22 protein-coding genes are annotated in these 25,568 nt (G+C 48.8%); 19 read left to right on the top strand and 3 right to left on the bottom strand.

The features are described from left to right. Positions 1 to 22 precede the first annotated feature (22 nt). The 5 genes from ppsA to HMPREF9439_RS00250 all read left to right on the top strand — a co-directional run bounded on the left by ppsA (position 23) and on the right by HMPREF9439_RS00250 (position 5,144). Complete coding sequence (ppsA, locus tag HMPREF9439_RS00270; protein WP_008812026.1) at positions 23 to 2,404, top strand: phosphoenolpyruvate synthase; 2,382 nt, start codon at positions 23 to 25, stop codon at positions 2,402 to 2,404. 118 nt (positions 2,405 to 2,522) lie between these two features. Continuing rightward, positions 2,523 to 2,945: an NfeD family protein gene (locus HMPREF9439_RS00265; protein ID WP_008812027.1), complete on the top strand. Its 423-nt coding sequence runs from the start codon at positions 2,523 to 2,525 to the stop codon at positions 2,943 to 2,945. Continuing rightward, a complete protein-coding gene (locus tag HMPREF9439_RS00260; RefSeq protein WP_008812028.1) occupies positions 2,906 to 3,427 on the top strand; it encodes a hypothetical protein in 522 nt (173 codons plus the stop codon). The genes HMPREF9439_RS00265 and HMPREF9439_RS00260 overlap by 40 nt, the downstream gene beginning before the upstream one ends. After that, positions 3,420 to 3,953 carry a hypothetical protein gene (locus tag HMPREF9439_RS00255; RefSeq protein WP_008812029.1) on the top strand — a complete coding sequence of 178 codons (534 nt, stop codon included), beginning with the start codon at positions 3,420 to 3,422 and terminating at the stop codon, positions 3,951 to 3,953. Before HMPREF9439_RS00260 ends, HMPREF9439_RS00255 begins: the two co-directional genes overlap by 8 nt. Before the next feature lie 21 nt (positions 3,954 to 3,974). Further along, positions 3,975 to 5,144, top strand: coding sequence for an iron-containing alcohol dehydrogenase (locus HMPREF9439_RS00250; protein WP_008812030.1), 1,170 nt, complete (start codon positions 3,975 to 3,977; stop codon positions 5,142 to 5,144). Here HMPREF9439_RS00250 and HMPREF9439_RS00245 read toward each other — a convergent pair. Both HMPREF9439_RS00245 and smpB read right to left on the bottom strand, forming a co-directional pair. Continuing rightward, positions 5,141 to 5,713 carry a phospholipase D family nuclease gene (locus tag HMPREF9439_RS00245; RefSeq protein ID WP_008812031.1) on the bottom strand — a complete coding sequence of 191 codons (573 nt, stop codon included), beginning with the start codon at positions 5,711 to 5,713 and terminating at the stop codon, positions 5,141 to 5,143. The two genes, HMPREF9439_RS00250 and HMPREF9439_RS00245, sit on opposite strands and share 4 nt — an antisense overlap. Positions 5,714 to 5,757: 44 nt before the next feature. Then, positions 5,758 to 6,216 (bottom strand): SsrA-binding protein SmpB, encoded by a 459-nt coding sequence (gene smpB / locus HMPREF9439_RS00240; protein ID WP_008812032.1) that lies wholly within the window; start codon positions 6,214 to 6,216, stop codon positions 5,758 to 5,760. A gap of 116 nt (positions 6,217 to 6,332) precedes the next feature. Here smpB and HMPREF9439_RS00235 point away from each other — a divergent pair, with 116 nt between their 5' ends. The 11 genes from HMPREF9439_RS00235 to ilvC all read left to right on the top strand — a co-directional run bounded on the left by HMPREF9439_RS00235 (position 6,333) and on the right by ilvC (position 21,805). Beyond that, on the top strand, positions 6,333 to 6,620 hold the full coding sequence (locus HMPREF9439_RS00235; RefSeq protein WP_008812033.1) for an RnfH family protein: 288 nt from the start codon (positions 6,333 to 6,335) through the stop codon (positions 6,618 to 6,620). 92 nt (positions 6,621 to 6,712) lie between these two features. Beyond that, entirely contained in the window at positions 6,713 to 8,179 is a 1,467-nt protein-coding gene (guaB, locus tag HMPREF9439_RS00230) for an IMP dehydrogenase (protein WP_008812034.1), read from the top strand. A gap of 103 nt (positions 8,180 to 8,282) precedes the next feature. Next, positions 8,283 to 9,848, top strand: coding sequence for a glutamine-hydrolyzing GMP synthase (gene guaA / locus HMPREF9439_RS00225; protein ID WP_008812035.1), 1,566 nt, complete (start codon positions 8,283 to 8,285; stop codon positions 9,846 to 9,848). Between the two features lie 137 nt (positions 9,849 to 9,985). Beyond that, the gene (locus HMPREF9439_RS00220; protein ID WP_174260295.1) at positions 9,986 to 13,840 is read left to right on the top strand and encodes an addiction module antitoxin; all 3,855 of its coding nucleotides are present in this window, start codon (positions 9,986 to 9,988) and stop codon (positions 13,838 to 13,840) included. Between the two features lie 267 nt (positions 13,841 to 14,107). Further along, positions 14,108 to 14,674: a hypothetical protein gene (locus tag HMPREF9439_RS00215; protein ID WP_008863274.1), complete on the top strand. Its 567-nt coding sequence runs from the start codon at positions 14,108 to 14,110 to the stop codon at positions 14,672 to 14,674. 47 nt (positions 14,675 to 14,721) lie between these two features. After that, entirely contained in the window at positions 14,722 to 15,534 is an 813-nt protein-coding gene (gene tadA, locus HMPREF9439_RS00210) for a tRNA adenosine(34) deaminase TadA (RefSeq protein WP_244862358.1), read from the top strand. Further along, entirely contained in the window at positions 15,527 to 16,435 is a 909-nt protein-coding gene (locus HMPREF9439_RS00205; protein ID WP_008863273.1) for a S66 peptidase family protein, read from the top strand. Before tadA ends, HMPREF9439_RS00205 begins: the two co-directional genes overlap by 8 nt. Then, the gene (locus HMPREF9439_RS00200) at positions 16,432 to 18,318 is read left to right on the top strand and encodes a hybrid sensor histidine kinase/response regulator (RefSeq protein ID WP_008812040.1); all 1,887 of its coding nucleotides are present in this window, start codon (positions 16,432 to 16,434) and stop codon (positions 18,316 to 18,318) included. Before HMPREF9439_RS00205 ends, HMPREF9439_RS00200 begins: the two co-directional genes overlap by 4 nt. Positions 18,319 to 18,513: 195 nt before the next feature. Further along, positions 18,514 to 20,256, top strand: coding sequence for a biosynthetic-type acetolactate synthase large subunit (ilvB, locus tag HMPREF9439_RS00195; protein ID WP_008863272.1), 1,743 nt, complete (start codon positions 18,514 to 18,516; stop codon positions 20,254 to 20,256). Continuing rightward, positions 20,256 to 20,750, top strand: coding sequence for an acetolactate synthase small subunit (ilvN, locus tag HMPREF9439_RS00190; RefSeq protein WP_008863271.1), 495 nt, complete (start codon positions 20,256 to 20,258; stop codon positions 20,748 to 20,750). The genes ilvB and ilvN overlap by 1 nt, the downstream gene beginning before the upstream one ends. Positions 20,751 to 20,788: 38 nt before the next feature. Next, the gene (gene ilvC / locus HMPREF9439_RS00185) at positions 20,789 to 21,805 is read left to right on the top strand and encodes a ketol-acid reductoisomerase (protein WP_008812043.1); all 1,017 of its coding nucleotides are present in this window, start codon (positions 20,789 to 20,791) and stop codon (positions 21,803 to 21,805) included. A gap of 70 nt (positions 21,806 to 21,875) precedes the next feature. On the opposite strand, the gene HMPREF9439_RS00180 is transcribed toward ilvC, so the two are convergent. Further along, positions 21,876 to 22,778 (bottom strand): YicC/YloC family endoribonuclease, encoded by a 903-nt coding sequence (locus HMPREF9439_RS00180; protein WP_008812044.1) that lies wholly within the window; start codon positions 22,776 to 22,778, stop codon positions 21,876 to 21,878. A 174-nt stretch (positions 22,779 to 22,952) separates the two neighbouring features. Here HMPREF9439_RS00180 and rph point away from each other — a divergent pair, with 174 nt between their 5' ends. From rph to hemW, 3 genes are read left to right on the top strand one after another with little or no spacing between them, the layout of a single operon-like run. Next, a complete protein-coding gene (gene rph / locus HMPREF9439_RS00175) occupies positions 22,953 to 23,690 on the top strand; it encodes a ribonuclease PH (protein WP_008812045.1) in 738 nt (245 codons plus the stop codon). Positions 23,691 to 23,696: 6 nt separating this feature from the next. Continuing rightward, positions 23,697 to 24,296, top strand: a complete 600-nt coding sequence (rdgB, locus tag HMPREF9439_RS00170) for an RdgB/HAM1 family non-canonical purine NTP pyrophosphatase (protein WP_008812046.1) — start codon at positions 23,697 to 23,699, stop codon at positions 24,294 to 24,296. Position 24,297: 1 nt separating this feature from the next. Continuing rightward, a complete protein-coding gene (hemW, locus tag HMPREF9439_RS00165; protein WP_050789266.1) occupies positions 24,298 to 25,437 on the top strand; it encodes a radical SAM family heme chaperone HemW in 1,140 nt (379 codons plus the stop codon). The last annotated feature ends 131 nt before the right edge of the window (positions 25,438 to 25,568 follow it).

Raw genomic sequence — 25,568 nt, 5'->3', positions numbered from 1 at the left:
TTCACTCAATTTCGAGGTAAACATGACACAAGGACGTTTCGTCATTCCATTCAGCCAACTTCGTATGACAGATGTTGACATCGTAGGCGGCAAGAATGCTTCTCTTGGCGAACTGCTTAGCCAGCTTACAGAAGCCGGCATCAGAGTACCTGACGGCTTTGCAACGACGGCTGAAGCTTTCAGAGTCTTTTTAAAAGAAGGCGGTCTTGATAAAAGAATTGAAGATCGTCTGAGCAAGTTAGACGTTGATGATGTTAAAGAGCTGGCAAAGGCAGGCGCTGAAATTCGTGAATGGATTGAAAAAGCTCCTTTCCCGGCTCAGCTCGAAAAAGAAATCAGAGAACACTATGAGTGGCTCAAGGGCGACCAGAAGGAAATTTCCGTTGCTGTTCGTTCCTCTGCAACTGCTGAAGACCTTCCGGACGCTTCCTTTGCCGGCCAGCAGGAAACTTACCTGAACGTCGTCGGTCTCGAACAGGTGTTCGCAAGAATGAAGGAAGTATTCGCTTCCCTCTACAACGACCGCGCAATATCTTACCGCGTTCACAAAGGCTTCGACCACGCTGATGTGGCTTTGTCCGCCGGTGTTCAGAGAATGGTTCGCTCCGATAAGGGCGCTGCCGGTGTTATGTTTACGATGGATACCGAAAGCGGCTTTGATCAGGTCGTTTTCATTACAGCCAGCTATGGCCTCGGTGAAACCGTTGTTCAGGGCGCTGTGAACCCGGACGAATACTTTGTCCACAAACCCATCATGGAAATGGGCAAATTCCCGATCATCCGTAAAGTTCTCGGCAGCAAGAAGATCAAGATGATCTTCGACACAGACAAGTCCAGCGGACGCTCTGTGAAGGTGGTCGATGTTCCCGAATCCGAACGCCGCAAGTTTGCCTTGAACGACGACGAAATCGTTCAGCTTGCCAAGTACGCCCGTATTATTGAAAAACACTACGGCCGTCCGATGGACATTGAATGGGGCAAAGACGGTATCGACGGAAAACTCTATATTCTTCAGGCTCGTCCCGAGACCGTGAAGAGCCGCCAGAAGAAGGCTGATGTTCAGCAGAAATTCGTTCTTCTCGGCAAAGGCGAAGTCCTGGTAACCGGCCGCGCTATCGGTCAGAAGATCGGCGCCGGCAAGGTTCGTATTGTTGCCGGTCCGGAACAGATGGACCTGGTTCAGGAAGGAGACGTCCTTGTTACGGACATGACCGATCCTAACTGGGAGCCGGTGATGAAGAAGGCCAGCGCCATCGTTACTAACCGCGGCGGCCGTACCTGCCACGCAGCTATTATTGCTCGTGAGCTCGGTATCGCTGCTGTTGTCGGCTGCGGCGACGCTACGGAAGTCCTCAAAGACGGCCAGGAAGTTACCGTCTCCTGCGCCGAAGGTGATACAGGCAATATTTACAACGGCCTGATCCCGTTCGAAATCAAAGAAGTGAAACAGGGCGAACTGCCTGAGATCCCCGTTAAGATCATGATGAACGTGGGCAATCCTCAGCTTGCATTCGACTTCCAGTCCATCCCGAACAATGGTGTCGGTCTGGCCCGCCTTGAATTCATTATCAATAACAACATCGGCATCCATCCGAAGGCCTGCTTAGCTTACCCGGATCTTCCCGAAGATCTGAGAAGAGCGGTTGAAGAGGCTTCTGCCGGTTACGAAAACCCGCGTGAATTCTTCAAGGAAAAGATCGCCGAAGGTGTTGCCACGATTGCTGCCGCTTTCTATCCGAAGAAAGTGATCGTTCGTATGTCCGACTTCAAGAGCAATGAATACCGCAAACTCTTAGGCGGCAAGCTCTACGAACCGGAAGAAGAAAACCCCATGCTCGGTTTCCGCGGTGCAAGCCGTTACGTTTCCGAAGACTTCAAAGAATGCTTTGCTATGGAATGCGAAGCTCTGAAGAAAGTCCGCGACGAAATGGGCCTGACCAACGTCGAAATCATGATTCCGTTTGTCAGAACCGTTAAGGAAGCCAAGGAAGTTAACGAACGTCTGAACGAACAAGGTCTCAAGCGCGGCGTGAACGGTCTTCGCCTCAATATGATGTGCGAAATCCCGAGCAACGCACTGCTTGCCGAGAAGTTCCTTGAACACTTCGACGGTTTCTCTATCGGCTCCAACGACTTGACCCAGCTGACACTCGGTCTGGACCGCGATTCCGGACTGGTTGCCAACTTCTTCGATGAACGCGACGAAGCCGTTAAGATCCTCCTGGCACGTGCCATCAAGGCCTGCCGTGAGAAAGGGGCTTATGTCGGTATCTGCGGTCAGGGTCCTTCCGACCATCCTGACTTAGCTCAGTGGCTGATGGAAGAAGGTATCGAATCTATCTCTCTGAACCCGGATACTGTCGTCAATACTTGGCGCAGACTGGCTAAAGACGTTAAGAAATAATTCTTAGGTTCTAAGCTTTACCAAACGGCCGTTTTCCTTTCGGATGCGGCCGTTTTCGCGTTCTTAACCTATAATTGACTCACGGTCAAAGGAGAGACCTCAAAGAAGGGAACGCATTATGGGATTGTCGTATTTTTGGTTTATTGCCGCTGCAGTGATCGGCGCGATGGATCTTTACTTCGGCAATTTTTTTCTATTGGTGATTTCAGCTGCCGCCTTTACGACAGCCCTTTTTTCCTTCTTCCTCAGTTCCGTTTATTTACAAGTCGCCATCTTCACCGTCATTTCTCTTTTAGTGATCAGTTATTTGATGCTTTTGCAGCGTCACTTGAGAGAAGTCGACTTTTATTCCGAAATTCTCCGCCGGCACATTGGTAAGACCGTGACGGTTCACGAATGGAGGCACAATCGGTACGCGACCGTCCAATACAACGGGCGAGTTTGGGAAGCCGAGATTGCTTTTAATGCGGGCGGTAATCTTCGTGCAGGGAAATACAAAATATGGAAAATGCTTTCGAACCGGCTAGTTCTGATTCCGTAGAAGGAAAAATCCCGGAGGGCGTCAGGCTCCCCAATCTTGACGATCCTCTCGTCATTAAAGATTTATTGAGAGCTCATGCAATGGCGGTCTCTAAACGCCTTGCGGAAGCCGTTCATAAAAATGTTCGTCGAGAAGAAGTCGTTCAAGCCGACCAGAGAGCCGCTGCATTCTTGGCTACAACGCTCTTAGGCCAAAATCCGGCTTATGCAAAGGCGGCAGTAAATACGCCTGAAAGAATTGAAAAGCTGCTTCGTGCGGAATTCACAGAGGCTTTGAAAGGCTTCGGGATCAAAGAGGAAGAGGCCGCTGATCCGGCCGTCTTTATGCAGCTCGTGATGTTCTTATTCACGAACCAAGTTCACGAGCTCATTAATGAACTGCAGAAAAATCCGGATGAGATCGAAGCAAAAGGTCCGCAGGCTCTCGACGCTCTGCTCGAGTCTTGGGTGAAAAAATTAACCAAAGAGAAGTGCGATGCCTAAATGTATTAAACCGAGCTGTAACCGCGGCTGCTGCGGTCACGATCACAGCTCCAAGGCAGAACAGGCTCCTTCTATCGTAGACATTGAAGTCGTCCGAAAAATCCTCTCCCAGGCTGTCGTGAATATGTGCAAGCGCGCTATTGCTTGTGCGGAAGGCGAACTGACGAGAGATGAGCTTGCAGAGAAAGATATGAAGCTCATGGAGTGGCTTGGAGAGACTTTCTGCGGCAACAACAGTCATTTTGAACCGGGCCCTGAAGACTGGACCACCGAAGGTTTGGCAGAATACATCAAACAGGCGCTGCCTCAGATCGAGGAGAATCCGGAAGGGGAGGAGATGAGTTCTGATGAGGTCGTCGTCAAAGCCTGCGCGATTTTTGTAGGGGAAGCCTATAAGGCGATCCATGATGCTTTGAAAGCCGGATTCCCGCTGCTGGATGCCGATGAGTTACCGGCGCCGGTCGCTTCTTTTGTCGAATCCTGGACCCTTTTGTTCGTCGGTGCTCCGATGGGCAGCAATAACTAAAACTGAAAATAGGAAAAAATAATGAATAACTTTGAATACTCTAATCCCACACGCTTAGTTTTCGGCAAAGGAGAAGAAAGCCGTATCGGAGAGCTAATGCGTGCCCGTGTGCCGGCGATGAGTCCCGTGCTGGTGGTTTACGGCGGCGGTTCTGCCAAAGAGAGCGGCCTTTTGGAGCGCATCTCCGAGTCGTTAAAAGCTGCCGACCTTGTGCCGATTGAATTGGGCGGCGTGACACCGAACCCGCAGCTTTCTTTTGTTCAGAAGGGTATTCTTTTGGCCCGCGAGCACAGAGTCAAAGCTATTTTGGCCGTCGGCGGCGGAAGTGTTATTGATGCTTCCAAGGCGATTGCGATCGGCGTTCCTTACGTCGGTGATGTTTGGGATTTCTTCACAAAGAAAATTACGCCGACAGAAGCGCTTCCGGTTGCCGCTGTGCTCACGCTTCCTGCTGCAGGCAGCGAACAGAGTATCCGTATTGTGATTTCAAACGGAGACAGAAAGCTCGGCGCCGGCTCTCCTCTAGTTCGTCCGTTTGTAAGCGTCATCGATCCCGAACTTTTCTTTACGCTTCCGGAAAAGCAAATTAGAGCAGGTGTGATCGACATGATGAGTCACATCATGGAGCGCTACTTTACCCAGACCAAAAATACCGACTTTGTGGACAGTCAGGCTGAAAGCGCCATGAAGACGATCATGAAGAACGGTCTGAAGCTCAAAAAGAATCCTAAGGATTACGACGCTTGGTGCCAGATCGGTTTGGCCGGATCTTTTGCACACAACGGATATTACGGATTGGGACAGGTCGAAGACTGGGCCTCCCACGGGATGGAACATGAACTGAGCGCCTGGGATACGACGATTACGCACGGCGAAGGTCTGGCAGTTGTAGTTCCGGCTTGGATGAAGTACGTCTGGCATGCCAATCCGAAACGTTTTGTTCAGTTTGCCCGCAACGTTATGGGCGTAAAAGGCGAAGGTACCGACGAAGAGATTATTCGTAAAGGTATCAAAGCCTTTAGACGATTCCTGAAGAAGATGGGTGCCCCGAAGAATCTGAAGGAACTCGGCGCTGAGAAGGCCGATCCCAAAGAGCTCGCGAAAAAAGCGGTGGAAATTCCCGGAAAATTAGGAAATTTCCTCCCGCTTTATGAGAAGGACATCGTCAAGATTTACAAACTGATGCGTTAATTTTGATTTTTTGTGAGAGGCACTTCGGTGCCTTTCTCTTTTTCTGGCGCTGCCAGAACGGAGTGAGAGAAATGCTTCTCCCAGTTTTTGACATATTCTTCGGCGAGCGGCTTGGATTTCAAAATTAAGAGGTTTTCCCCGTTCTTGGTTTCGGCGACTTTGACGAAATTGAAGCTTCCGGTGAGGACGATATTGTCATCGACGATGATGATTTTGTCGTGCGCGGTTCGGTGAGCCGTGTCAAAGAAAGTCGGAACACCGGTTTTTAAGAGGTCTTCCGTTGTATTCGGTTTTTTCTTAGGCATCTTCTTATCAATGATGACATCGACTTTCACGCCGCGCTGATGAGCTCGGATGAGCGCCTGCGTAATTTCCTTGTTAGAGAAAAGAAAGGCCTGCATACGAATTCGGACCTTTGCGCTGTCAATAGATTGAACGATGGCGTTCTCAGCGCCTCCGTTAGGAGAGAAGAAGACTGCGGCCTCTGTAGGATAGAAAGGAGAGGCAGAAGCAGGGGCTGCCAAAGAAATAGCAGCAGCTTGTGCAAGGCATAAAAGGAAGTATTTCATAGGGTTACAAAAAGAGAGCTGCCATTCGGCAGCTCGATAAAAGATTATTTTCGGTTAAGTGTTCTGTTTTTCAACAGACGGCCTTGTTCGCGTTTCCACTCTCGCTTACCGATATCGGCTCGTTTTTCAAATAACTTTTTCCCTTTACCAAGGCCGAGTTCGAGTTTGACACGTCCGTCCTTGAAATGCATGTCTAAAGGAATCAGCGAATACCCGGCTTGTTCGACGCGGCCGATTAATCGCATGATTTCATGCTTATGAAGAAGGAGCTTACGGTTACGCGTGGGATCCGCTTTTTCATGGGTACTGGCGGTTTTCAGAGGCGTAATGTTTGCATTCAATAAAAACAGTTCTCCGTTTCTGACGAAAACGTGAGCTTCTTTAATGGAAGCGCCGCCGGCACGGATGGATTTCACTTCCCATCCTCTTAGTTCCAGACCGGCTTCAAATTTTTCTTCAATTTCGTAGTCGAATCTGGCCTTTTTATTTTGAATAATTGCCAAGGTTGCTCTCCAAGTAATAATGGCTCACAGCGAATTGATGCGGCAGGGCCGAAAACAGGCTGAAAGCCGAGTAAAATCTGCATAATTTTACTTTATTCGAGGTACGGGAGGTTCATTTGCTGTTATCAGCCGTAAAACAAACACCCTCCGGACTGCTCAAAAAAGTTCTTGAGCTTCCTGAAGGTTCAACGGTCGGGGACGCACTGCGCGCACTCGGCTGGCAAAAAACCGAAGAAATCGGTCTGAGCATTTACGGCCGGCGCTGCAAAGAAGAAGACCTCCTCAAGGACGGGGACCGAATTGAATTAACCGAACCGCTCCGAATCGATCCGAAAGAAGCCAGACGGCTTCGCGCTTTAAATAAACCGCTTTTGGCAACTCGAGGTCGAAAACATGCGAAATAAAATTTCACCCTTCGAATAAATACCTATTGCTGTCAACAAATACAGCTCCTTCAATTTACGTATAATTGTTTTTTGTGCTTAGAGGTTCAACAATGCGACTCCTTCAAAAGGCTTTAACCTTTGACGACGTTCTCCTCGTTCCTGCATACTCGAACGTACTTCCCCGCGAGACCGTCCTTTCCACACAATTCACCAGAGACCTCCGCTTAAACATCCCGTTCTGCTCTGCAGCTATGGATACGGTTACTGAAGCTAATTTGGCCATTGCCTTAGCTCAGGAAGGCGGCATCGGTATTATTCATAAAAACATGACAGCCCAGGCTCAGGCTGCCGAAGTTAATAAAGTTAAACGCCACGAAGCAGGCATGGTTGCCGACCCGATCACCATCGGTCCGGACATGATTGTTGCCGACGTGATTCGTCTGACCCGCGAACACAACATTTCCGGTCTTCCCGTTGTTCAGGGCGAAAAAGTTCTCGGTATGGTTACACACCGCGACCTTCGCTTCGAAGACCGCATGGACGCCAAGATTAGTGAAATCATGACACCGGCCGAACGCCTGATCACGATTAAAGAAGGCGCCACACTCGACGACGCTAAGAAACTGATGCACGAGCATCGTCTTGAAAGAGTTTTGGTTGTTGACGACAACTTCCACCTTCGCGGCTTGATGACCGTCAAAGACATCATCAAAGCAACCGAACATCCGTATGCTTCCAAAGACAAACACGGAAAACTGCTTGCCGGTGCTGCTGTCGGCGTCGGAGCCGGTACGGAAGAACGTGTCGAGCTGCTGGTTGATGCCGGTGTCGACGTCTTGGTTGTTGACACAGCCCATGGCCATTCTCAGGGCGTGCTTGACCGCGTCAAATGGGTTAAGCAGCACTATCCTCAGGTTCAGGTTATCGGCGGAAACATTGCTACTGCCACTGCTGCCCTAGCCCTCGTTGAAAACGGTGCAGACGCTGTTAAAGTCGGGATCGGCCCGGGTTCCATTTGTACGACTCGCGTTGTTGCCGGTGTCGGTGTTCCGCAGATTACAGCTGTTTCCAACGTTGCCGAAGCTCTTCAGGGCTCCGGTGTTCCTCTGATCGCTGACGGCGGTATCCGTTTTTCCGGCGACGTCGCAAAAGCCATCGCAGCCGGCGCCAATACCGTCATGATGGGCGGCATGTTTGCAGGTACCGACGAAGCTCCGGGCGAAATCATTCTTTACCAGGGCCGCTCTTACAAGAGCTACCGCGGTATGGGTTCTCTCGGCGCCATGAATAAAGGTTCTGCCGACCGTTACTTCCAGGACAACAACAACGGCAACGTTGATAAGTTTGTTCCGGAAGGCATCGAAGGTATGGTCCCCTACAAAGGAAGCGTTCTTGCCATCATCTATCAGATGTGCGGCGGTCTGCGTTCTTCTATGGGCTACTGCGGCTGCCGTACGATTGATGAGATGCGCAACAAGGCCTGCTTTGTTGAAATCACATCTGCCGGCTGGCGTGAATCTCATGTTCACGATGTGAAGATCACGAAGGAAGCTCCGAACTACAGACTGGAACATTAATTTTCCTACATGTCTGAAATTTCAGATTAATATGACGGGCAAGGGTCGACTCGAGTTTTATAGACTCGGGCCGACTTTTGTTTTTAATTGATATTTAGCGAAGATGAACCACGATCGAATTTTAATTCTTGACTTCGGAAGCCAAGTCACGCAATTGATTGCGCGCCGTATTCGTGAAGCTCACGTTTACTGCGAAGTCCACTCCTGCGACGTATCGGATGGATTTATTAAAGAATTCAAGCCGAGCGGCATCGTCCTTTCCGGCTCTCACATGAGCGCTTATGAAGAATCCACGGACCGCGCTCCGAAGGCCGTTTTTGAAATCGGCGTTCCGGTTTTAGGCATTTGCTACGGCATGCAGACAATGGCTGAGCAGCTCGGCGGCAAAGTTGAAAGCGGCGCTCAGCGTGAGTTCGGCTACGCAGAAGTTCGTGAGCACGGCCACACAAAACTTTTGAAGAACATCTCCGACTTTACTGATAAAGACGGCAAGAGCTATCTGAAGGTTTGGATGAGCCACGGCGACAAAGTCACTGAAATGCCTCCCGGCTTCAAACTGATGTGCTCGACTCCGACTTGCCCCATCGCCGGTATGGCTGACGAGGAAAGAGGCTTTTACGCTGTCCAGTTCCATCCCGAAGTTACGCATACCGAGAAGGGCCGTGAAATCCTTGAGACCTTTGTTCTTAAGATCTGCAAGGCCACTCCCGACTGGGTCATGGGCAACTTCGCTCAGGAAGCCGTTGAAAAAATTCGTCATCAGGTTGGAAAAGATGAAGTTATTCTCGGTCTTTCCGGCGGCGTCGATTCTTCCGTTACGGCGGCTTTGATTCATCGCGCGATCGGCGATCAGCTGTCCTGCGTTTTCGTAGACAACGGACTGCTTCGTCTTCACGAAAGAGAACAGGTCGCTCAGACTTTCCGTGACAATATGGGTATGAAGCTGATTGTGGTTGATGCTTCCGACCGGTTCATGGATGCGTTATCCGGTGTTACCGATCCTGAAGCCAAACGTAAGATCATCGGTCGTCTGTTTGTCGAAGTCTTCCAGGAAGAAGCTGAAAAACTGCAGAATGCTAAGTGGCTCGCACAGGGCACCATTTATCCTGACGTCATTGAATCCAACGGCGCCAAGACCAAGAAAGCCCAAACCATTAAGTCCCACCATAATGTCGGCGGTTTGCCCGATACACTTCATCTGAAGCTTCTCGAACCGCTTCGCGAACTCTTCAAAGACGAAGTTCGTGAACTCGGTATCGCACTGGGACTGCCTGCCGAAATGGTTTATCGTCATCCTTTCCCTGGTCCCGGCCTCGGCGTTCGTATTCTCGGCGCTATTAAACGCGAATACGCCGATCTTCTGAGAGAAGCTGATGCGATCTTCATTGAAGAACTTCGCAATGCAGGTTGGTATGACAAAGTCAGCCAGGCTTTCGTTGTCTTCCTGCCGGTTAAGAGCGTCGGTGTGATGGGCGACGGTAGAACATACGACTGGGTTGTCAGCTTGAGAGCTGTTCAGACCAGCGACTTTATGACCGCTAAATGGGCTCATCTGCCATACGATCTTCTTGGCAAGGTTTCCAACCGCATCATCAACGAGGTTAAGGGTATTAACCGCGTCGTTTATGATGTATCTGGCAAACCCCCCGCAACGATCGAGTGGGAATAAAAATATTGAATTTCTAGCTATTTCTTAAGCATTCGGGATGATCAATTGGTTATCCCGTTTTTTTTGTTTAAAATCAATTAACAAGGGCTTCTTTTTAAAATCTATTTGTTTCCATTGCCTTTTATCTGCTATTTACGTTGACCCGACCAATAACACAGTGTCTGGTTAAAAACTCATACAGTTATATGCCTCATTTTTTAAACACCCAAGCGAACGAACTCATAAACTGGTTTACAACTTCAATTCATGCGCGTACCCAGTTAGCCGTGCTTCTACGTAAGCTTATTCAATCAACAGGACATGAACTTCAAAAAGTGGATTTTCCAGGAAACGACGATGCCGAGCGTCCAGGCTGGGACGGTTTCTTAGAAACAAGCTCAAGTAATGCTTGGATACCAGATGGTATTTCTGGTTGGGAGTTCGGTGTTACGGAGAGCATCACAAAGAAGGCAGACGGAGATTTTGAAAAAAGTGTTAGAGCGACTAACGACGCTGAAAGAAGAAATATTACGTTTGTTTTTGTCACTCCGAGACGCTGGCAAGGCAAAGTCCATTGGGTCAAGAAGATGAAGGGCAAGAATCTCTGGAAAGACATTCGTGCATATGACGCAAGTGATCTAGAACAGTGGATGGAGCAATCAGTCTCGTCCCGAATCTGGTTTGCAAACGAGACGGGGCGCCCTTCCGATGGTGTCAGAACCTTAGAGCGTTGTTGGGCTGACTGGGCAAACGTGACGGATCCTTACCTTCATTCTTCTCTTTTTGCTACTGCGATCCAAGCGTGGAATTGTGAGATCAAGTCTTTCTTTGAGAAATGCGACTCAAAGCCGTTAGTAATAACGGCTGACTCTATGGAAGAGGCACTAGCTTTTTTAAAACAGGTCTTTGATATTCCAGAGCTTGAACAGTATCGGGATCGAGTGCTGGTGTTCGACAAGACGGAAATACTTCCCAAAATTGCACAAGAAACTACTGATTTCATTGTAGTAGCCCATACTCGTGAGGTGGAACGTGAGCTTGCACCTTACTGCACAATGTTGCGCTCCATAGTTGTCTATCCGCGAAATGCCGCCCGGGTGAAGTCCGATATCGTTTTGGAACCGCTTGGGACTGAACCCTTCAGGAAAGCGCTGGAGTCAATGGGAAAATCTCGAGATGACATAGCAGTATTAGAGAAGGCTTCAGGGCGTTCCTTGACTGTGCTTCGGCGTCAACTTTCGAATGTTCCCGCCATCGGAACACCTGAATGGGCTGATGATTCAAGAATTGCATCTGATATGGTTCCCCTGGTTCTTGCTGGGACATGGGATGCTCAGAACGAAGCGGATCGAACATTGCTTTCTCTTCTAGCCGAGGTTTCTTCTTATGAATTGTTGGAAAAACGCATTCTTAATTTATTGCAGCTTAACGATTCCCCAGTCTGGTCCCTTGGTAATTTGCGAGGCGTAATTTCCAAAAAAGATGCAATTTTCGCAATTAAAGGTAGTGTCTCTAAAGCTGATCTTTATCGCTTTCTTGAGATTGCGCAAATCGTATTGGGTGAAGATGATCCGGCGCTCGACTTGCCGGAAAAGGAACGATGGGCGGCTGGTCTATATGGGAAAAAGCGAGAATTTTCTGGAGTATTGCGAGAAGGCATTTCCGAGACTTTGGTTCTGTTAGCCGTGCATGGCAAGGACCTTTTTGGTAAACACCTCGGTTTTGATGGGGCATTGGAGGCGGCAAAAATTGTCCGTGAGCTTCTTATGCCCCTAACGACTAGAAAGTTAGAGGCTAATAATCGAGACCTTCCCCTTTATGCAGAGGCTGCTCCGAGGGCGTTTCTCAATATCATCGAGCAAGATTTGCAATCAGATAATTCTGAGGTGTTGGGTTTATTAAGACCTGTTGGTACTTGGATATTTAGCACTTGTCCACGCACTGGGTTACTTTGGGCCCTTGAGGCACTAGCTTGGAATCCTCACACCTTTCCAAGAGTAGTGAACATTTTGGGACGGCTCTCAGAGGTAGAGATTAATGATAATTGGGTGAATAAACCATTTGAATCGCTTAGCTCCATTCTTCGAGTATGGATGCCGCAGACAGCGGCTGATCAAGAAATGCGAGTGAGAGCGGTTAAGATGCTTTTGGACAAGCATCCAGTAGTCGGTTGGCGAGTTTGTCTTAAACAGATGGAGGATTACGGGACACGGATCGGTCGGTACAACTATAAACCCAAGTGGCGTCGTGATGGCTATGGGTACGGAGAACCTCTAATGACGTTTGAAAAGATCCATGCGTCGGAGCGGGAGATGATCGAATTAGTACTTACTAGACAGACCTATACTCCCGAAATGCTATGTGATCTTGTATCTAAGTTACATGTGCTCGTGCTAAATGATCAGGAGCGTGTTTGGAAGATCATTGAAGATTGGCGTATCTCAGGTGCTCCAGACGAAGATATTGCCAAGGTACGCGAGAAAATTCGTGTGGCTGTTCTCTCTCGTCGAGGACATAAATGGGCAGGTGATGAAAGTCAAGCGTTTCTGAAAAAGAAAGCCAAGGAAGTTTATGATGAATTGCTTCCCAAAGACATTCTGAACAACTATGAGTGGCTGTTTCGCCAGGTATGGTTCGAGGGGACAGTTGAAGGAGTTGTGGAAGAAGAGGATTTCCAAACGCGAGAAAAAGAAGTACAAAGGCTCCGAATAGATGCTTTAACGGAAATTGCACGAGAGCGTGGAATCCCTGGCATTCTTGAACTCTCAGAAAGAGGAAATTCCCGACGCTTAATTGGCGCGTACTTAGTGTCCGACGTACTCGCTGCCGAGAGGGTTCAGGACTTGATCTTAACGTGCTTGCGCTCAGAAAATAATTGTCTTTCTCTTAATGAAATCTTAGCAGGAGCCCTCTGGTCGTTGAATAAGGACAGAAGGAAAGCTATGCTCGCAAGCCTTCGGAATAAGATTTCTGAAGAGGAATTACTTCGATTGTTGCTTCTATCGCCGTATAGAGCCTCTACTTGGGAAATTGTAGATCAACTTTCGGCTGAAGCCAGGAATGGTTACTGGGTTGAAGTAATTCCTCAATATTCTTTTGACTCATTTGAGGAAAACAATGAGAGCATTCGTCGACTGCTTGAAGTTAAACGTCCAAGAGCAGCATTTGCATCGGTGCGTTTCAATCTAGAAAAAATAAATCCGTCACTCATTATTCAGATGTTATCTGACATGTTGAAGAATGGTCAGGACAAAGAAGGGGAGTACCTGTTGAACAGCTATGACGTTCGAGAAGCCTTCCAGCTTCTCGATCGTAAATCAGATCTCTCTTTAGAGGAAAAGGCTAGGCTGGAATTCTCATATCTTGGCATACTTGATGTTTCCTCAAGAGGAGAAGATAAGCACGGGATTCCCAACCTTGAACTGTACACAGAGCAACATCCTGAACTGTTTGTTCAGGCTATAGTTTGGACATACAAACGCAAGAATGGTGGAGAAGATCTCATTGAGGGAGATAAAGACAGTTTGGCCCAGTGCGGTTACCGTTTTTTAGAAGCCATTGAACGCATTCCAGGTCTAAATGAAGCTACTAAAAAAGAACAGCAGGAGAAACTATCTAAATGGGTTGAAGCAGTGAGGCGAGCTTGTGCAGACCTCGACCGTCTTGAGGTGGCGGACGAGTGGCTTGGAAATCTGTTCTCTCACGCTCCAGTTGGGGAGGACGGAGTGTGGCCCGATGAAGCTGTTCGCAATGTAATGGAGAACATTCGGTCTCAGTTTATAAGTAGAGGGGCACACATGGGTTTATTCAATTCTCGCGGAGCTCATTTTTGCGGTAAAGGCGGAGCTCAAGAGCGTGAACTTGCGAACAAGTACCGCGTTTGGGCAGATGCGTTGCAATTTACACACCCTTTCGTTTCTTCATCTTTGTTGATGTCGATGGTCTATACATATGAATGTGAAGCTGAAAGGCTGGATATTGAAACCGAAATCAGATCTCGAGTAACCCTTTGAAAAATAATAGAAAGTTTATATCGTAAGTTTAATCATTGCTTTTTGCATTTACTTATCAATAAGTTCAAGTGTTTTTTAGAATGACTTCTTGTTCTTTTTGGAACATGAGTACGTTCCTCTGGGGAAAAAAGGTTCTCGCGAAAGTTCCTTGAGAATGAAATATTAGTGCGTTAAGGCATCCAACTTACTCGATTCGCACGGCTTTACCTTCGTCTTCGAGGTCCGCGCGTTAATATGCTAAGCAGGTAACTCGTTTATACTTTGGCCATGAAAAAGATCGAAATAAAGAAATTTAAAACTACGCCTGACCTGGCAAAGATGATAGAAGAAGGCCATAAGGTTCATGCGATGGCGAACGGAAGAATACAATCGTATGAGCGACATACGCCTCAGCCGGAAGACTACAGTAACTTAGACGATTTTATGGAAGTCGCCGAAAATCATATCGACGAGCTCTATAGCACCAGAAAAGAAGTTGATGAGATGCTGACTGAAGTCTTTACGGTTTTTGTCAAACATCCGGAGCTTTCCGGGACGCCTTATATTGCCGTCTTGGAACTGATGGTTTTTCTCGAAGAAGATTTCCGACAGTTAACTAAGAGATATGAGGCAGCTTCTTCTGCGCTGGCAGCCATGGAAGAAAATCAATACGGCTGCGACGATATGGACATTTACGTCGGAGAACACGGCGCAAGAACAATGCTGAATGCTTTGGACCGATTAAAGAAATTTGGTCAATTAACCAACGACGAAGAAGGCCTTGAGTCCGAACTCAAGGAAGGCGTGGCAAACCAAAGCACCGATATTAATTGGCAACAGCCCCGTCTCAATTAAATTTCTAATGAAAGATGCCTCAGCAGTCGGATCTAATTTCGAAATTTGTGAAATTGTCTATTCGGCGAGGCTCTTCTCTTGCTTCCCTTTCAAAATCTCCCGACCATCTTCGTATAGTTGTCGATACGTTTAGAGCAACGGCTCGAGATCCGCTGGATCCGGACGAAGAAGATGCAAAAAAATTTCTAGCCGAAGCCGGAAACTGGATAACCGATACAGCACAAAATCTTTTGGAAGTATCGGCTTCTTCTATCGAACAAATCGTCCGATTTCCGCTCTCAGAGTTAACTTCTGCAGTTGAAGCTTTTCGAGAAGAGATTCGGCAAAAAAGAAAACATAAAGCCCTGAGCCGTGAGGAAGAAGTTCGGCTTTCTCGGATCGATCGCTCGCGTGATGAATACTTCATGCGCGAAGCCCTTGTCGAGGCAGAAAAGGCTCATCAGGCCGGAGAAGTACCGGTTGGCGCCGTTGTTGTCGATAAAGAAGGCAAAATTATAGGCCGAGGTCATAACTTGGTGGTTGCCGGTCATGACCCGAGCGGACACGCTGAAATCATTGCTCTTAAAAACGCTTCTCAGAATCTTAAAAATTATCGGCTGGATAACTGCACGATTTATGTGACGCTTGAGCCTTGTCCGATGTGCTCCGGAGCAATTATCGGGGCCAGACTTGCCCGATTGGTTTACGGGGCCAAAGACCAAAAAGCGGGTGCCGCCGAAAGTGTGTTTAAACTATTTGACGAGAAAAGAGTCAATCATCACACTGATGTGACAGCAGGAGTACTGGAGGAAGATTGTCTCCGGATACTCCAAAGTTTTTTTGTCGAATTAAGAAAGAGCCGTGGTAAAACAAATGGATAAAGTCGGTATTAACGCCCCTTCCGGTAATGTCATTCATTTCAAATCCGTCGAGAGGGCGGCCGAACTTTTCAGAGAAAGAGGTTGGGACGTAACCATCGGAGAAGATGTTTACACCAGCTTCGGTCGTTTCGGCGGTTCCAGCGACTCCGCTCGGTTGAATGATTTTCAGCAGGCTTGCAGCGATAATGAACTTGTTTTGTGTGCTCGAGGCGGTTACGGTTTTTCCCGACTCCTACCGAACCTTGATTTCAACAAAATCAAATCTAATGGAACTTGGGTTGCCGGTTTTTCCGATATCACTTTTTTCACTACGGCTTATTTAGCACTGACCGGCGGAAAGAGCCTGCAGGCGCCGACGGCTTCTGTGCTCGGCGACCTCAAGTGCGATCCTTATACCATTCAAACTTTCTTTGAAGTATTGGCGGCAGAAGAATACAAATTCTTTTTCCCGACACCGTTTCCGGACTTTCAAACAACGGGTTTGCTTTGGGGCGGGAATTTGACCGTCTTGTGTTCGATGCTCGGAACCAAGTACTTCCCGAAAATCGAAGGCGGTATTCTTTTTGTCGAGGATATCGCTGAACCGGCTTACAAAATAGAGCGTGATTTGAATCACCTTCTGCAGGCCGGAGTGATCGATAACCAAAAAGCCGTGGTCCTGGGGGATTTCTCGAAAATTAAGTCCTCCGAACATGATTTCGGATACGGGCTGGAAGATGCTTTGAGTTTCATCGCAGGGCGCACTAAAACCCCGTTTATCTCAGGGTTGCCTTTCGGGCACGAAATGAAAACCGCCACACTTGTAGTCGGCTCTGAGGCACATCTCAATGTTCAGTCAAACATGGCAGAACTCACGATGAAAGGCTGTCCAAACTTTAGAGTTGCGGGAGTGCCGAAATGATTTTTTCTGCTATTAAGCGCCTTAAAACCATTTTTGAGCCGAACCCTCCCGAGGCGACTAATTACCATCTTCATCTTTCAGGCGCTCGGTTAGCTTCCAAGGTGCAGCTTCGTCAGTTGTCGGTTTTAAAGCACCGGACGACAGCGGTCGTTGCGATCCGCATGCTGCTGTACCTTATTTTTACCTTGACTTGCTGGAGCTATGTCGGGGGCTGGGTCATGGCGCTCTGGCTGGCTTTTAATGTGATGCATACGCTGGCTAGCATGAAATCTGCGGATGACTTCTTCAACGAGCCGTCCATGGACAAGCGTTTTCATTACTGGAAGAACCGCACGCTCCAGATGATTTTGGTGTCGGGTCTCTCTATCGGTTTTGCAGGCTTTTATTTCATGGTTCCGGACAACGTCATTGTCGAGATGATTCTCTTGGCCATGATTGTGGGCGTGACATTCGGCAGTGTTCCGCTTTACGCCATCTGGCTTCCCGCCCTTTGGATATTCGTTCCGGCAACGCTGCTTCCGACGATTCTGAAGCTCGTCCTGATATACCAGCCGTCCTTGTTTATCGCTTTATTCTGGACGCTTATTCTTTTCCTCATTATTTTCTACTTCGGCGTCCGTCTGAATAAGATTTATCTCCAAGGCATCTATCGTTCGTTTGAACGAGAGTTCTTGATGGAGCAGCTGATTTTCCAGCGGCAGAAGGCCGACTATATCCGCGAAGCGTCCGAAATGGCGATCTCTGCAAGAACACGATTCTTTGCGGCTGCTAACCATGACCTCCGTCAGCCGCTCCAGGCTATGGGCATTTTTATCTCTATTCTTCAGGGGCAGGCCGATCAACAGGCTAAACCTTTAATTGATAATTTGTCGAAGGCCTGCAATACGGTGGCGACGCTGGTGGATCAGATTCTGATTATTTCGAAGCTGGATTCCAAGACGATGAAGATTCGGCCTACCGAAGTCTCCATTCGTTCAATGTTCTCTGAATTGGCGAATGAATTTACGCCGATGGCCGAACACAAGGGGTTGACTTTTGAAGTGAGGGCCGAGCCTCTGATGATCGTCACCGACGGACTGCTTTTTGAACGGGTGCTTCGTAACCTTATCGGAAACGCCGTACGTTATACCGAGCACGGCGGTATCCTGCTGAGGGCAAAGAAAACAAAGAAGAACACGCTTGTTGTTACTGTCTCCGACTCGGGCTGCGGGATTACGAAAGAAGATCAAGCTAAACTTTTTCAGGCTTATTACCGCGGCGGCGCCGGCCACAAATCCCGAGAGGGTTTCGGCTTAGGTCTTTCGATTGTCGATAAGATCTGCAAACTTCTGAATATCGAACTCAAACTGATTTCTAAAGTAGGAAAAGGTTCTATCTTCCGCTTGGAAATGGCAATCGAAACGTCTGTAGATACGACGGAAGTACAGCCGCCCGTACAGCCGAATCGGATTTTTTCTCTGGAGGATGTCAACGTCCTGTTAATTGAGGACGATCCTTTGATTCGTGAGAGCCTGGCAACGTTATTAGAAGGCTGGGGTGCCAAAGTGAGAAGGGCGGAATACTTTGATGCTGAACTCGCTGCTCAGTTGATTGAGGAGGCGCCGGTAGACATTATTTTCTCTGACTTTAACTTAGGTCCCAGCCGTTTGACCGGTCTCCAATCGATCTTCCGCATCCGCAGTGTTCTGGGACGCAAGATTCCGGCGATTATCAGCACGGCCACTTCTCGTGATGCCATCATGGCTCAGTACGAAGAAGAGACCGAGGGTTTGGACTTTGCGGATTCAGCGGTTAACCTGATGGAACTCCCGCTTATCGTACAGAAGCCGGTCACGCCGACAGAGATTAATCGGATTATTCATCGAGAAATCGAGAAGAAGTAATTTCTTTCTGAGATTTAAAGTTCCCGCGTTTATTGCGCTATATTGGAAGAGTCTTCTACAAGAAGAATAAAAAAACTGAACCCAACCATTCCGCAAGAATGAGCCGGCGTCGGTATTAGAACATGCGGGCCTCCGTCACAAGCAGAGTGTTCGCCTCCAATCAATTTCCCGTGGACTTTGAAAGGATATTTCCTAATGAAATCTCAAGAAGGGTCTAAACCCGCAGAACGTCTGAACGGGTCAGAGATACTTGTACGCGCGCTTGCCGAAGAAGGCGTTGAATACGTTTTTGGTTATCCCGGCGGCAGCGTGCTGAATATTTTTGACGCGATCTATAAGCAGGATAAATTCAAACACATTCTTGTTCGACACGAACAAGGTGCAGCTCATGCTGCAGATGCCTACTCCAGAGCATCTAATAAAGTCGGCGTAGCCTTGGTCACCAGCGGACCCGGCGCTACTAACGCTGTTACCGGCATCGCGACCGCCTATGCCGACAGCATTCCGATGGTTATTTTTACCGGTCAGGTTAATACCCTCGCGATCGGTCAGGATGCTTTCCAAGAAGTGGATATCGTCGGTATCTCTCGTCCTTGTGTCAAACACAATTTCTTGGTGAAAGATGTAAAAGACTTAGCCAAGACGATTAAGAAAGCTTTTTATATTGCTAAAACCGGCCGCCCCGGTCCTGTCTTGATCGACATTCCGAAGGATGTTTCCGCAGCGATCTGCGAATATCAATATCCGGAAAACATGGAACTTCGTTCTTACAAACCTTTGACGAAGGGCCATTTGGGCCAGATCAAAAAGGCACTGCAATTAATTCTCTCGGCTGAACGTCCTTTGATCCATATCGGCGGAGGCATCGTTTCTGCCAATGCGAGCGAACTGCTCCAGCGTTTAGCTTTTGAACTCGGCATTCCCGTCAATTCAACATTGATGGGGTTGGGTGCCATGCCATCCGACGATAAAAAGTTCCTCGGCATGGTGGGCATGCACGGAACCTACGAAGCTAACATGGCGATGCAGAACTGCGACGTTCTGATCGCAATCGGTTCCAGATTCGACGACCGCGTTGTCGGCTTGCCGTCCAACTTTGCACAGCCCGGCCGCAAGATTATTCATATTGATATCGATCCGTCCACGATTTCCAAACGCGTGAAAGTCGATATCCCGATTGTCGGCGACGTGAAAGAAGTCATCGCCGACATGCTCAATCTGCTCGAAACCACCGACAAGCGCCCCGATCCTGAAAAGCTTGCCGCGTGGCAAAACAGAATCAACGGCTGGCGTGAAAAAGACTGCCTTCACTACGAAAACAGCGATACGGTGATTAAGCCTCAGTACGTTCTTCAGAAGCTGCAGGAAATCGGCGGTGACGATATGATCGTGGCGACCGACGTCGGTCAGCATCAGATGTGGTGCGCCCAATTCCTTAAGTTCCGTAAGCCTCGCCATTGGCTGACTTCCGGCGGCTTGGGCACGATGGGTGTGGGCCTGCCTTATGCGATCGGTGCCTGCGTTGCTCATCCCGATAAACCGGTGGTCTGCGTCACAGGCGACGGTTCCATTCAGATGAATATTCAGGAATTGGCCACTGCTAAGCAGCTCGGCGTAGCGCCCAAGATCATCCTGCTCAACAATAACTATCTCGGTATGGTTCGTCAGTGGCAGGAACTTGAATATGACCGCCGCTACTCCCATTCTCACATGGAAGTGACACCGGACTTTAAAGCCCTGGCGGAAGCTTACGGTCACATCGGTATTGTGGTCGATCGTCCTGAAGACGTCGAACAAGCTCTGAAGGATGCTTTCGGCAAATACAAAGACAAACTCGTCTTCCTTGATTTCCATGTGGATCCGACCGAAAACGTTTGGCCGATGGTGAAAGCCGGACGCGGACTGACGGAAATGATCTTAGGCTCGGAGAAAATCTGATGAATCGACACGTTCTATCTATTCTTTTGGAAAACGAGCCGGGAGCACTTTCCCGCGTGGTCGGATTGTTCTCCGCTCGAGGCTACAACATTGAATCTTTGACCGTTGCACCGACCGAAGATCCGACGGTTTCCCGTATGACCATTGTCAGCCCGGGAAGCACGGAAATCATCGAACAAATTACCAAGCACCTCAACCGCTTAATCGAAGTTATTAAAGTCGTTGATTTGACGGAAGGCGAGTACGCAGAACGCGAACTCATGCTTGTCAAGGTTCGTGCTGTCGGCAAGGATCGCGAGGAAATGAAACGTTTGAACGACATTTTCCGCGGACGCATTATTGATGTGACGGATAAAACCTACACCATTGAATTAACCGGTAATTCCGACAAACTGGATGCCTTTCTCAAAGCAGTTGATAAGGAATGCATCCTTGAAATGGTTCGCACCGGTTCCTGCGGCATCGGCCGCGGAGATCGAATGCTCCACCTCTAATTTATTGTTCCAACCTTCATAACTTGAGGAAAATTAAAATGAAAGTTTATTACGACAAAGACTGCGACCTTTCTTTAATCAAAGGAAAGAAAGTCGCTATCATCGGTTACGGCTCCCAGGGCCACGCTCACGCACAGAATCTTCATGATTCCGGCGTTGACGTCGTTGTCGGTGTCCGCAAAGACGGCGCTTCCTGGAAGAAAGTCGAAGCTGCCGGTCTGAAGGTAGCCACAATCGAAGATGCGACAAAAGACGCAGATGTTGTGATGATCCTTCTTCCTGACGAAAAGATCGCCGAGGTCTACAAAAAACAAATCGAACCGAACCTGAAAGAAGGCGCTGCTTTGGCTTTTGCCCACGGCTTCAACATTCACTACGGTCAGGTCACTCCGAGAGCCGACCTTGACGTTTGGATGGTTGCCCCGAAGGCTCCCGGCCATACCGTTCGCCGCACCTATACCGAAGGTTCGGGTGTTCCTCAGCTGATCGCTGTTTACCAGGACAAATCCGGTAAAGCCCGTGAAGTCGCCATGTCTTACGCTGCTGCCAACGGCGCAGGCAAGGCCGGCATCATTGAAACCACCTTCAAAGAAGAAACCGAAACCGACTTGTTCGGCGAACAGTGCGTTCTGTGCGGCGGCATTGCCGAACTGATCAAGATGGGCTTCGAAACCCTGGTTGAAGCCGGCTACGCTCCTGAAATGGCTTACTTCGAATGCTGCCATGAAATGAAGCTGATCGTTGACCTGATCTACGAAGGCGGCTTGGCAGATATGAACTACTCCATCTCTAACAACGCTGAGTTCGGCGGCTACGTCACCGGTCCAAAGGTTGTTTCCGACCAGGCTCGCGCAGCGATGAGAAAAGCTCTGAGCGACATTCAGGACGGTTCTTACGCTAAGAACTTCCTCCTTGAAAACCAAGTCGGCGCTCCGATGCTTCGCTCCATCCGTGCTCAGACGGCCGCTCATCCGATTGAAGTCGTCGGTGCTCGCCTGCGCTCCATGATGCCGTTCATCTCTGCTCACCGTCATATCGACCGCAGCAAGAACTAATCATTTGAACTGCTAAAGAAACAAGAAGGGGCGCCGATGGGCGCCCCTTCGATTATCAGAAAAAGAAAAATTATTCGAGGTTCTGAATTTGCTCGCGCATCGATTCAATCACGAGCTTCAGATTGACGGACGTGTCCGTCATCGAAATTGAAACGGCTTTGCTGCCGAGCGTATTGGCTTCACGGTTGAGTTCCTGCATCAGGAAGTCGAGTTTCCGGCCGACGGGGCCGCCGCGATCCAGTGTTCTTCTCACTTCTTTGACGTGGGTGCACAGTCTTTCCATCTCTTCGTTGACATCAAGCTTGATGCCGTAAAGCGTGATTTCCTGACGGATGCGTTCATTGACTTCTTCTTTGGTGATCTGAGCGCCGTCTGCCAGCGTGGTACCTAATGCTTCTTCAAGTCTTTCGGTGAGTTTGTCCTTTTGCGCCTGAAGAATTTCAGGAATCTTAGGACGAAGCGTATTGACGAGGTCTTCAATCTGTGTGCAGTATTTGAGCAGAACCTGAGCTAAAGCAGCGCCTTCACGCTGTCGGCTTTCGTTAAATGCAGCGAGGCACTGTTCAAAGCCTGTCAGCACTTGCTTTGCGAAGACTTCGGGATCGGGGACCGGAGCGGCGACGATGCCGGGATAATTCAGAATGTCGGCGACGCGCAGGGCTGTGGCGGAAGGGTCTGTCTTTAAGACCTGCGTCTGAAGAGCCATAAGCTTGTTGAGGGCTTCTTCATTTAAGGCCGTATCCGCCGATAAGCCGGAATCCACTAAATTCAAGCGGCATTCCATCTTGCCGCGGGCGATTTTGCCGGAGATGATCTCTCTGAATTTCGGTTCGAGGAAACGAATTTCTTCGGAAGCGCGGAAACTTAAGTCTAAAAAACGAGAGTTAACGCTTCTCATGTCGATGCTCAGCAAGCCCATGTCGGTTTGGACTTTGGCATTCGCGTAACCCGTCATACTCGAAATATTACTCATTCAAAACTCCTTCTCTGCCGCGCTTGATTGAACTGGATTGCACGGTCTTTCTGCCGCCGTATTTTACCTTCCTTGAAGCCGGCTCTAACTTCCACAAGGTTCGGATCGGGTGGAAATTATGGTTTACGAATCTGCCTTCATTAGAATGACAGAACATTGTTGAAGGAGATATGAATGACAGAAGAAACTTGGAGCCGTCCCAGCGGCCGCAAAGCAGACGAACTGCGCCCGATAAAGATCACACGTCACTACACAAAATACGCCGAAGGCTCCGTTTTAATTGAAGTCGGAGGCACCAAGGTCATTTGCACCGCTTCGGTTGAAGAAAAGGTCCCGGGCTGGCTCAAAGATCAGGGAAAAGGCTGGGTGACTGCGGAGTACGGAATGCTGCCGCGCGCTACCGGTACTCGCACGGACCGAGAAGCCGCCAAAGGAAAGCAAAGCGGCCGCACACAGGAAATCCAGCGTCTGATCGGAAGATCTCTGCGCGCAGTGGTGGACATGGAAGCACTCGGCGAGAGAATGATCAAAATTGACTGCGATGTGACCCAGGCAGACGGCGGTACAAGATGCGCTTCGATTACCGGTGCATATGTGGCACTCGCTGATGCCGTCAATTGGCTCATTAAAAACGGCTCCTTGGAAAAATCTCCGCTCAAAGGACAAGTCGCTGCACTTTCAGTTGGTATTTATGAAGGTGTTCCAGTTGCTGATTTCGACTACGACGAAGATCATTTAAGTGATACGGATATGAATGTCGTGATGACAGACGCAGGAAAATTTGTTGAACTGCAGGGAACCGCTGAAGGAGAACCCTTTAGTCGGGAAGACCTCGATGCTTTGCTCAAGCTGGCTGAAGACGGCCTGAAGCAGCTGTTTGCAGCTCAGAGAGCAGCTCTTGCCGAGGAGTAAAAAGACATGTCTAAGAAAATTGTTCTCGCCAGCAATAACAAAAAGAAAATGAAAGAAATGCAGGAGCTTCTTGCTCCGATGAGTGCCGAAGTGATTTCTCAAGGTTCTTTGGGAATCCCTTCTGCAGAAGAGCCTTTCGGTACCTTTGTGGAAAATGCGCTGGCAAAAGCCAGATGGGCGGCGAAACATTCCGGTCTTCCGGCCATTGCCGATGACTCGGGAATTTGCTCGGATGCCTTAAAAGGCGCGCCCGGCGTACTGAGTGCACGTTTTGCCGGCGAGCCGAGCTCAGATGCTGCAAATAACGCAAAACTGATTAAAGAACTTGAAGACAAAGACAATCGTAACGCTCATTACACCTGCGTTATTGTCGCCGTCCGTGATGAAAACGATCCCGAGCCGCTGATCGCGATTGATTTTTGGAACGGCACGATCGGTTATGAACCGAAAGGCGAGGGCGGCTTCGGATACGATCCTTTCTTTATCGTGACGCCGGACGGAAAGACCGCTGCTCAGATGACGGCCGAAGAAAAGAATGCCGTCAGCCATCGCGGCAAAGCCATGAGAAAAATGCGCACTTTATTAACCGAACGTTGGAATTGGTAAATTGAAAGAACTTCCGCTTTCTTTATATATTCACTGGCCGTGGTGCCTAAAAAAATGTCCTTACTGCGACTTTAATTCTCACGGCTTGAGAGGGCCGGCGCCGGAAGCACTCTATGAGGCTGCCATCATTGAAGGGCTCAAAGAGCAGGGCGCCCGTGTCCAGAGAAGAAAGCTGAAGAGCATATTTTTCGGGGGCGGCACTCCTTCTCTGATGGCGCCGGAAACCATCGGCAGAATCATTGAAGCGGCCGACAACAATATTCCGTTCCACGAAAACATCGAAATTACGCTGGAAGCCAACCCCGGCACTTTTGAGGAACAGAAATTTAAAGACTTCAGGGAGGCCGGTGTCAACCGGCTTTCGATCGGAATTCAAAGTTTTGATGACGCTAAATTGAGGGCTTTAGGCCGGGTTCACAACTCGCAGGAAGCCAGGCGGGCTGCAGAAAGCGCCGGAAAGATCTTTGAGAACTTCAACCTGGATTTAATGTTCGGGCTTCCCGGCCAGACTATTCAGGAACTGGACGAAGAGCTGGAAACCGCGTTTTCTTTCGGATCGACGCATTTGTCCTGCTATCAGCTGACCCTGGAGCCGAACACCTATTTTGCCAAATTTCCGCCCAAAGGGATTCCTGATGACGATGTGCTTTCAGATATGTCCGATTTGGTCAGGGATAAAACCGCAGCCCGCGGTTTTGATCACTATGAAGTGTCTGCCTATGCCAAAGGAGGGTACCGCTGCAGGCATAACCTTAACTATTGGGAGTTCGGAGATTATTTTGCCGTCGGTCCCGGTGCCCACGGAAAAATAACCATTCAAGGACGTCCGGAGCGTTTTTATAACTATCGCGATCCGGCCCGATGGCTTTTATCGTTTAAAGAACATCAGACTCAAATCGCCGAGCGGAAACTCATTGATCCGGAAGATTTGCCATTTGAATTCATGCTTAATGCGCTTCGGCTGAGAGAGGGCGTGCCCTTCGATTTTTACACCGAGAGGACCGGCCTCGATTTCGATGTTATTGAGTCGATTTGGACGGAACTTCGAGAAAAAGGTCTTGTCTGCGACCATCTCAAGAGAATCAAAACGACAGAGAAGGGCTGGCTTTTCTTGAACGAGGTGCTTGAAGCTTTTCTTTGACAGGATCTCAGCGTACGACATCAAACTATGCGGCCGATTTCGGCCGCTAATTGTTTCACTCGGAAGAAATGCACCATTTCGCCGCAATGTTCTATTGCGGATCAAAAATCAATAAAAAAATCCCTAAATTG

This window comes from Parasutterella excrementihominis YIT 11859, assembly GCF_000205025.1.
GTDB lineage: Bacteria > Pseudomonadota > Gammaproteobacteria > Burkholderiales > Burkholderiaceae_F > Parasutterella > Parasutterella excrementihominis.
Note: the sequence above shows the minus strand (reverse complement) of the source record. Positions and strands in the feature narration are given on the sequence as shown.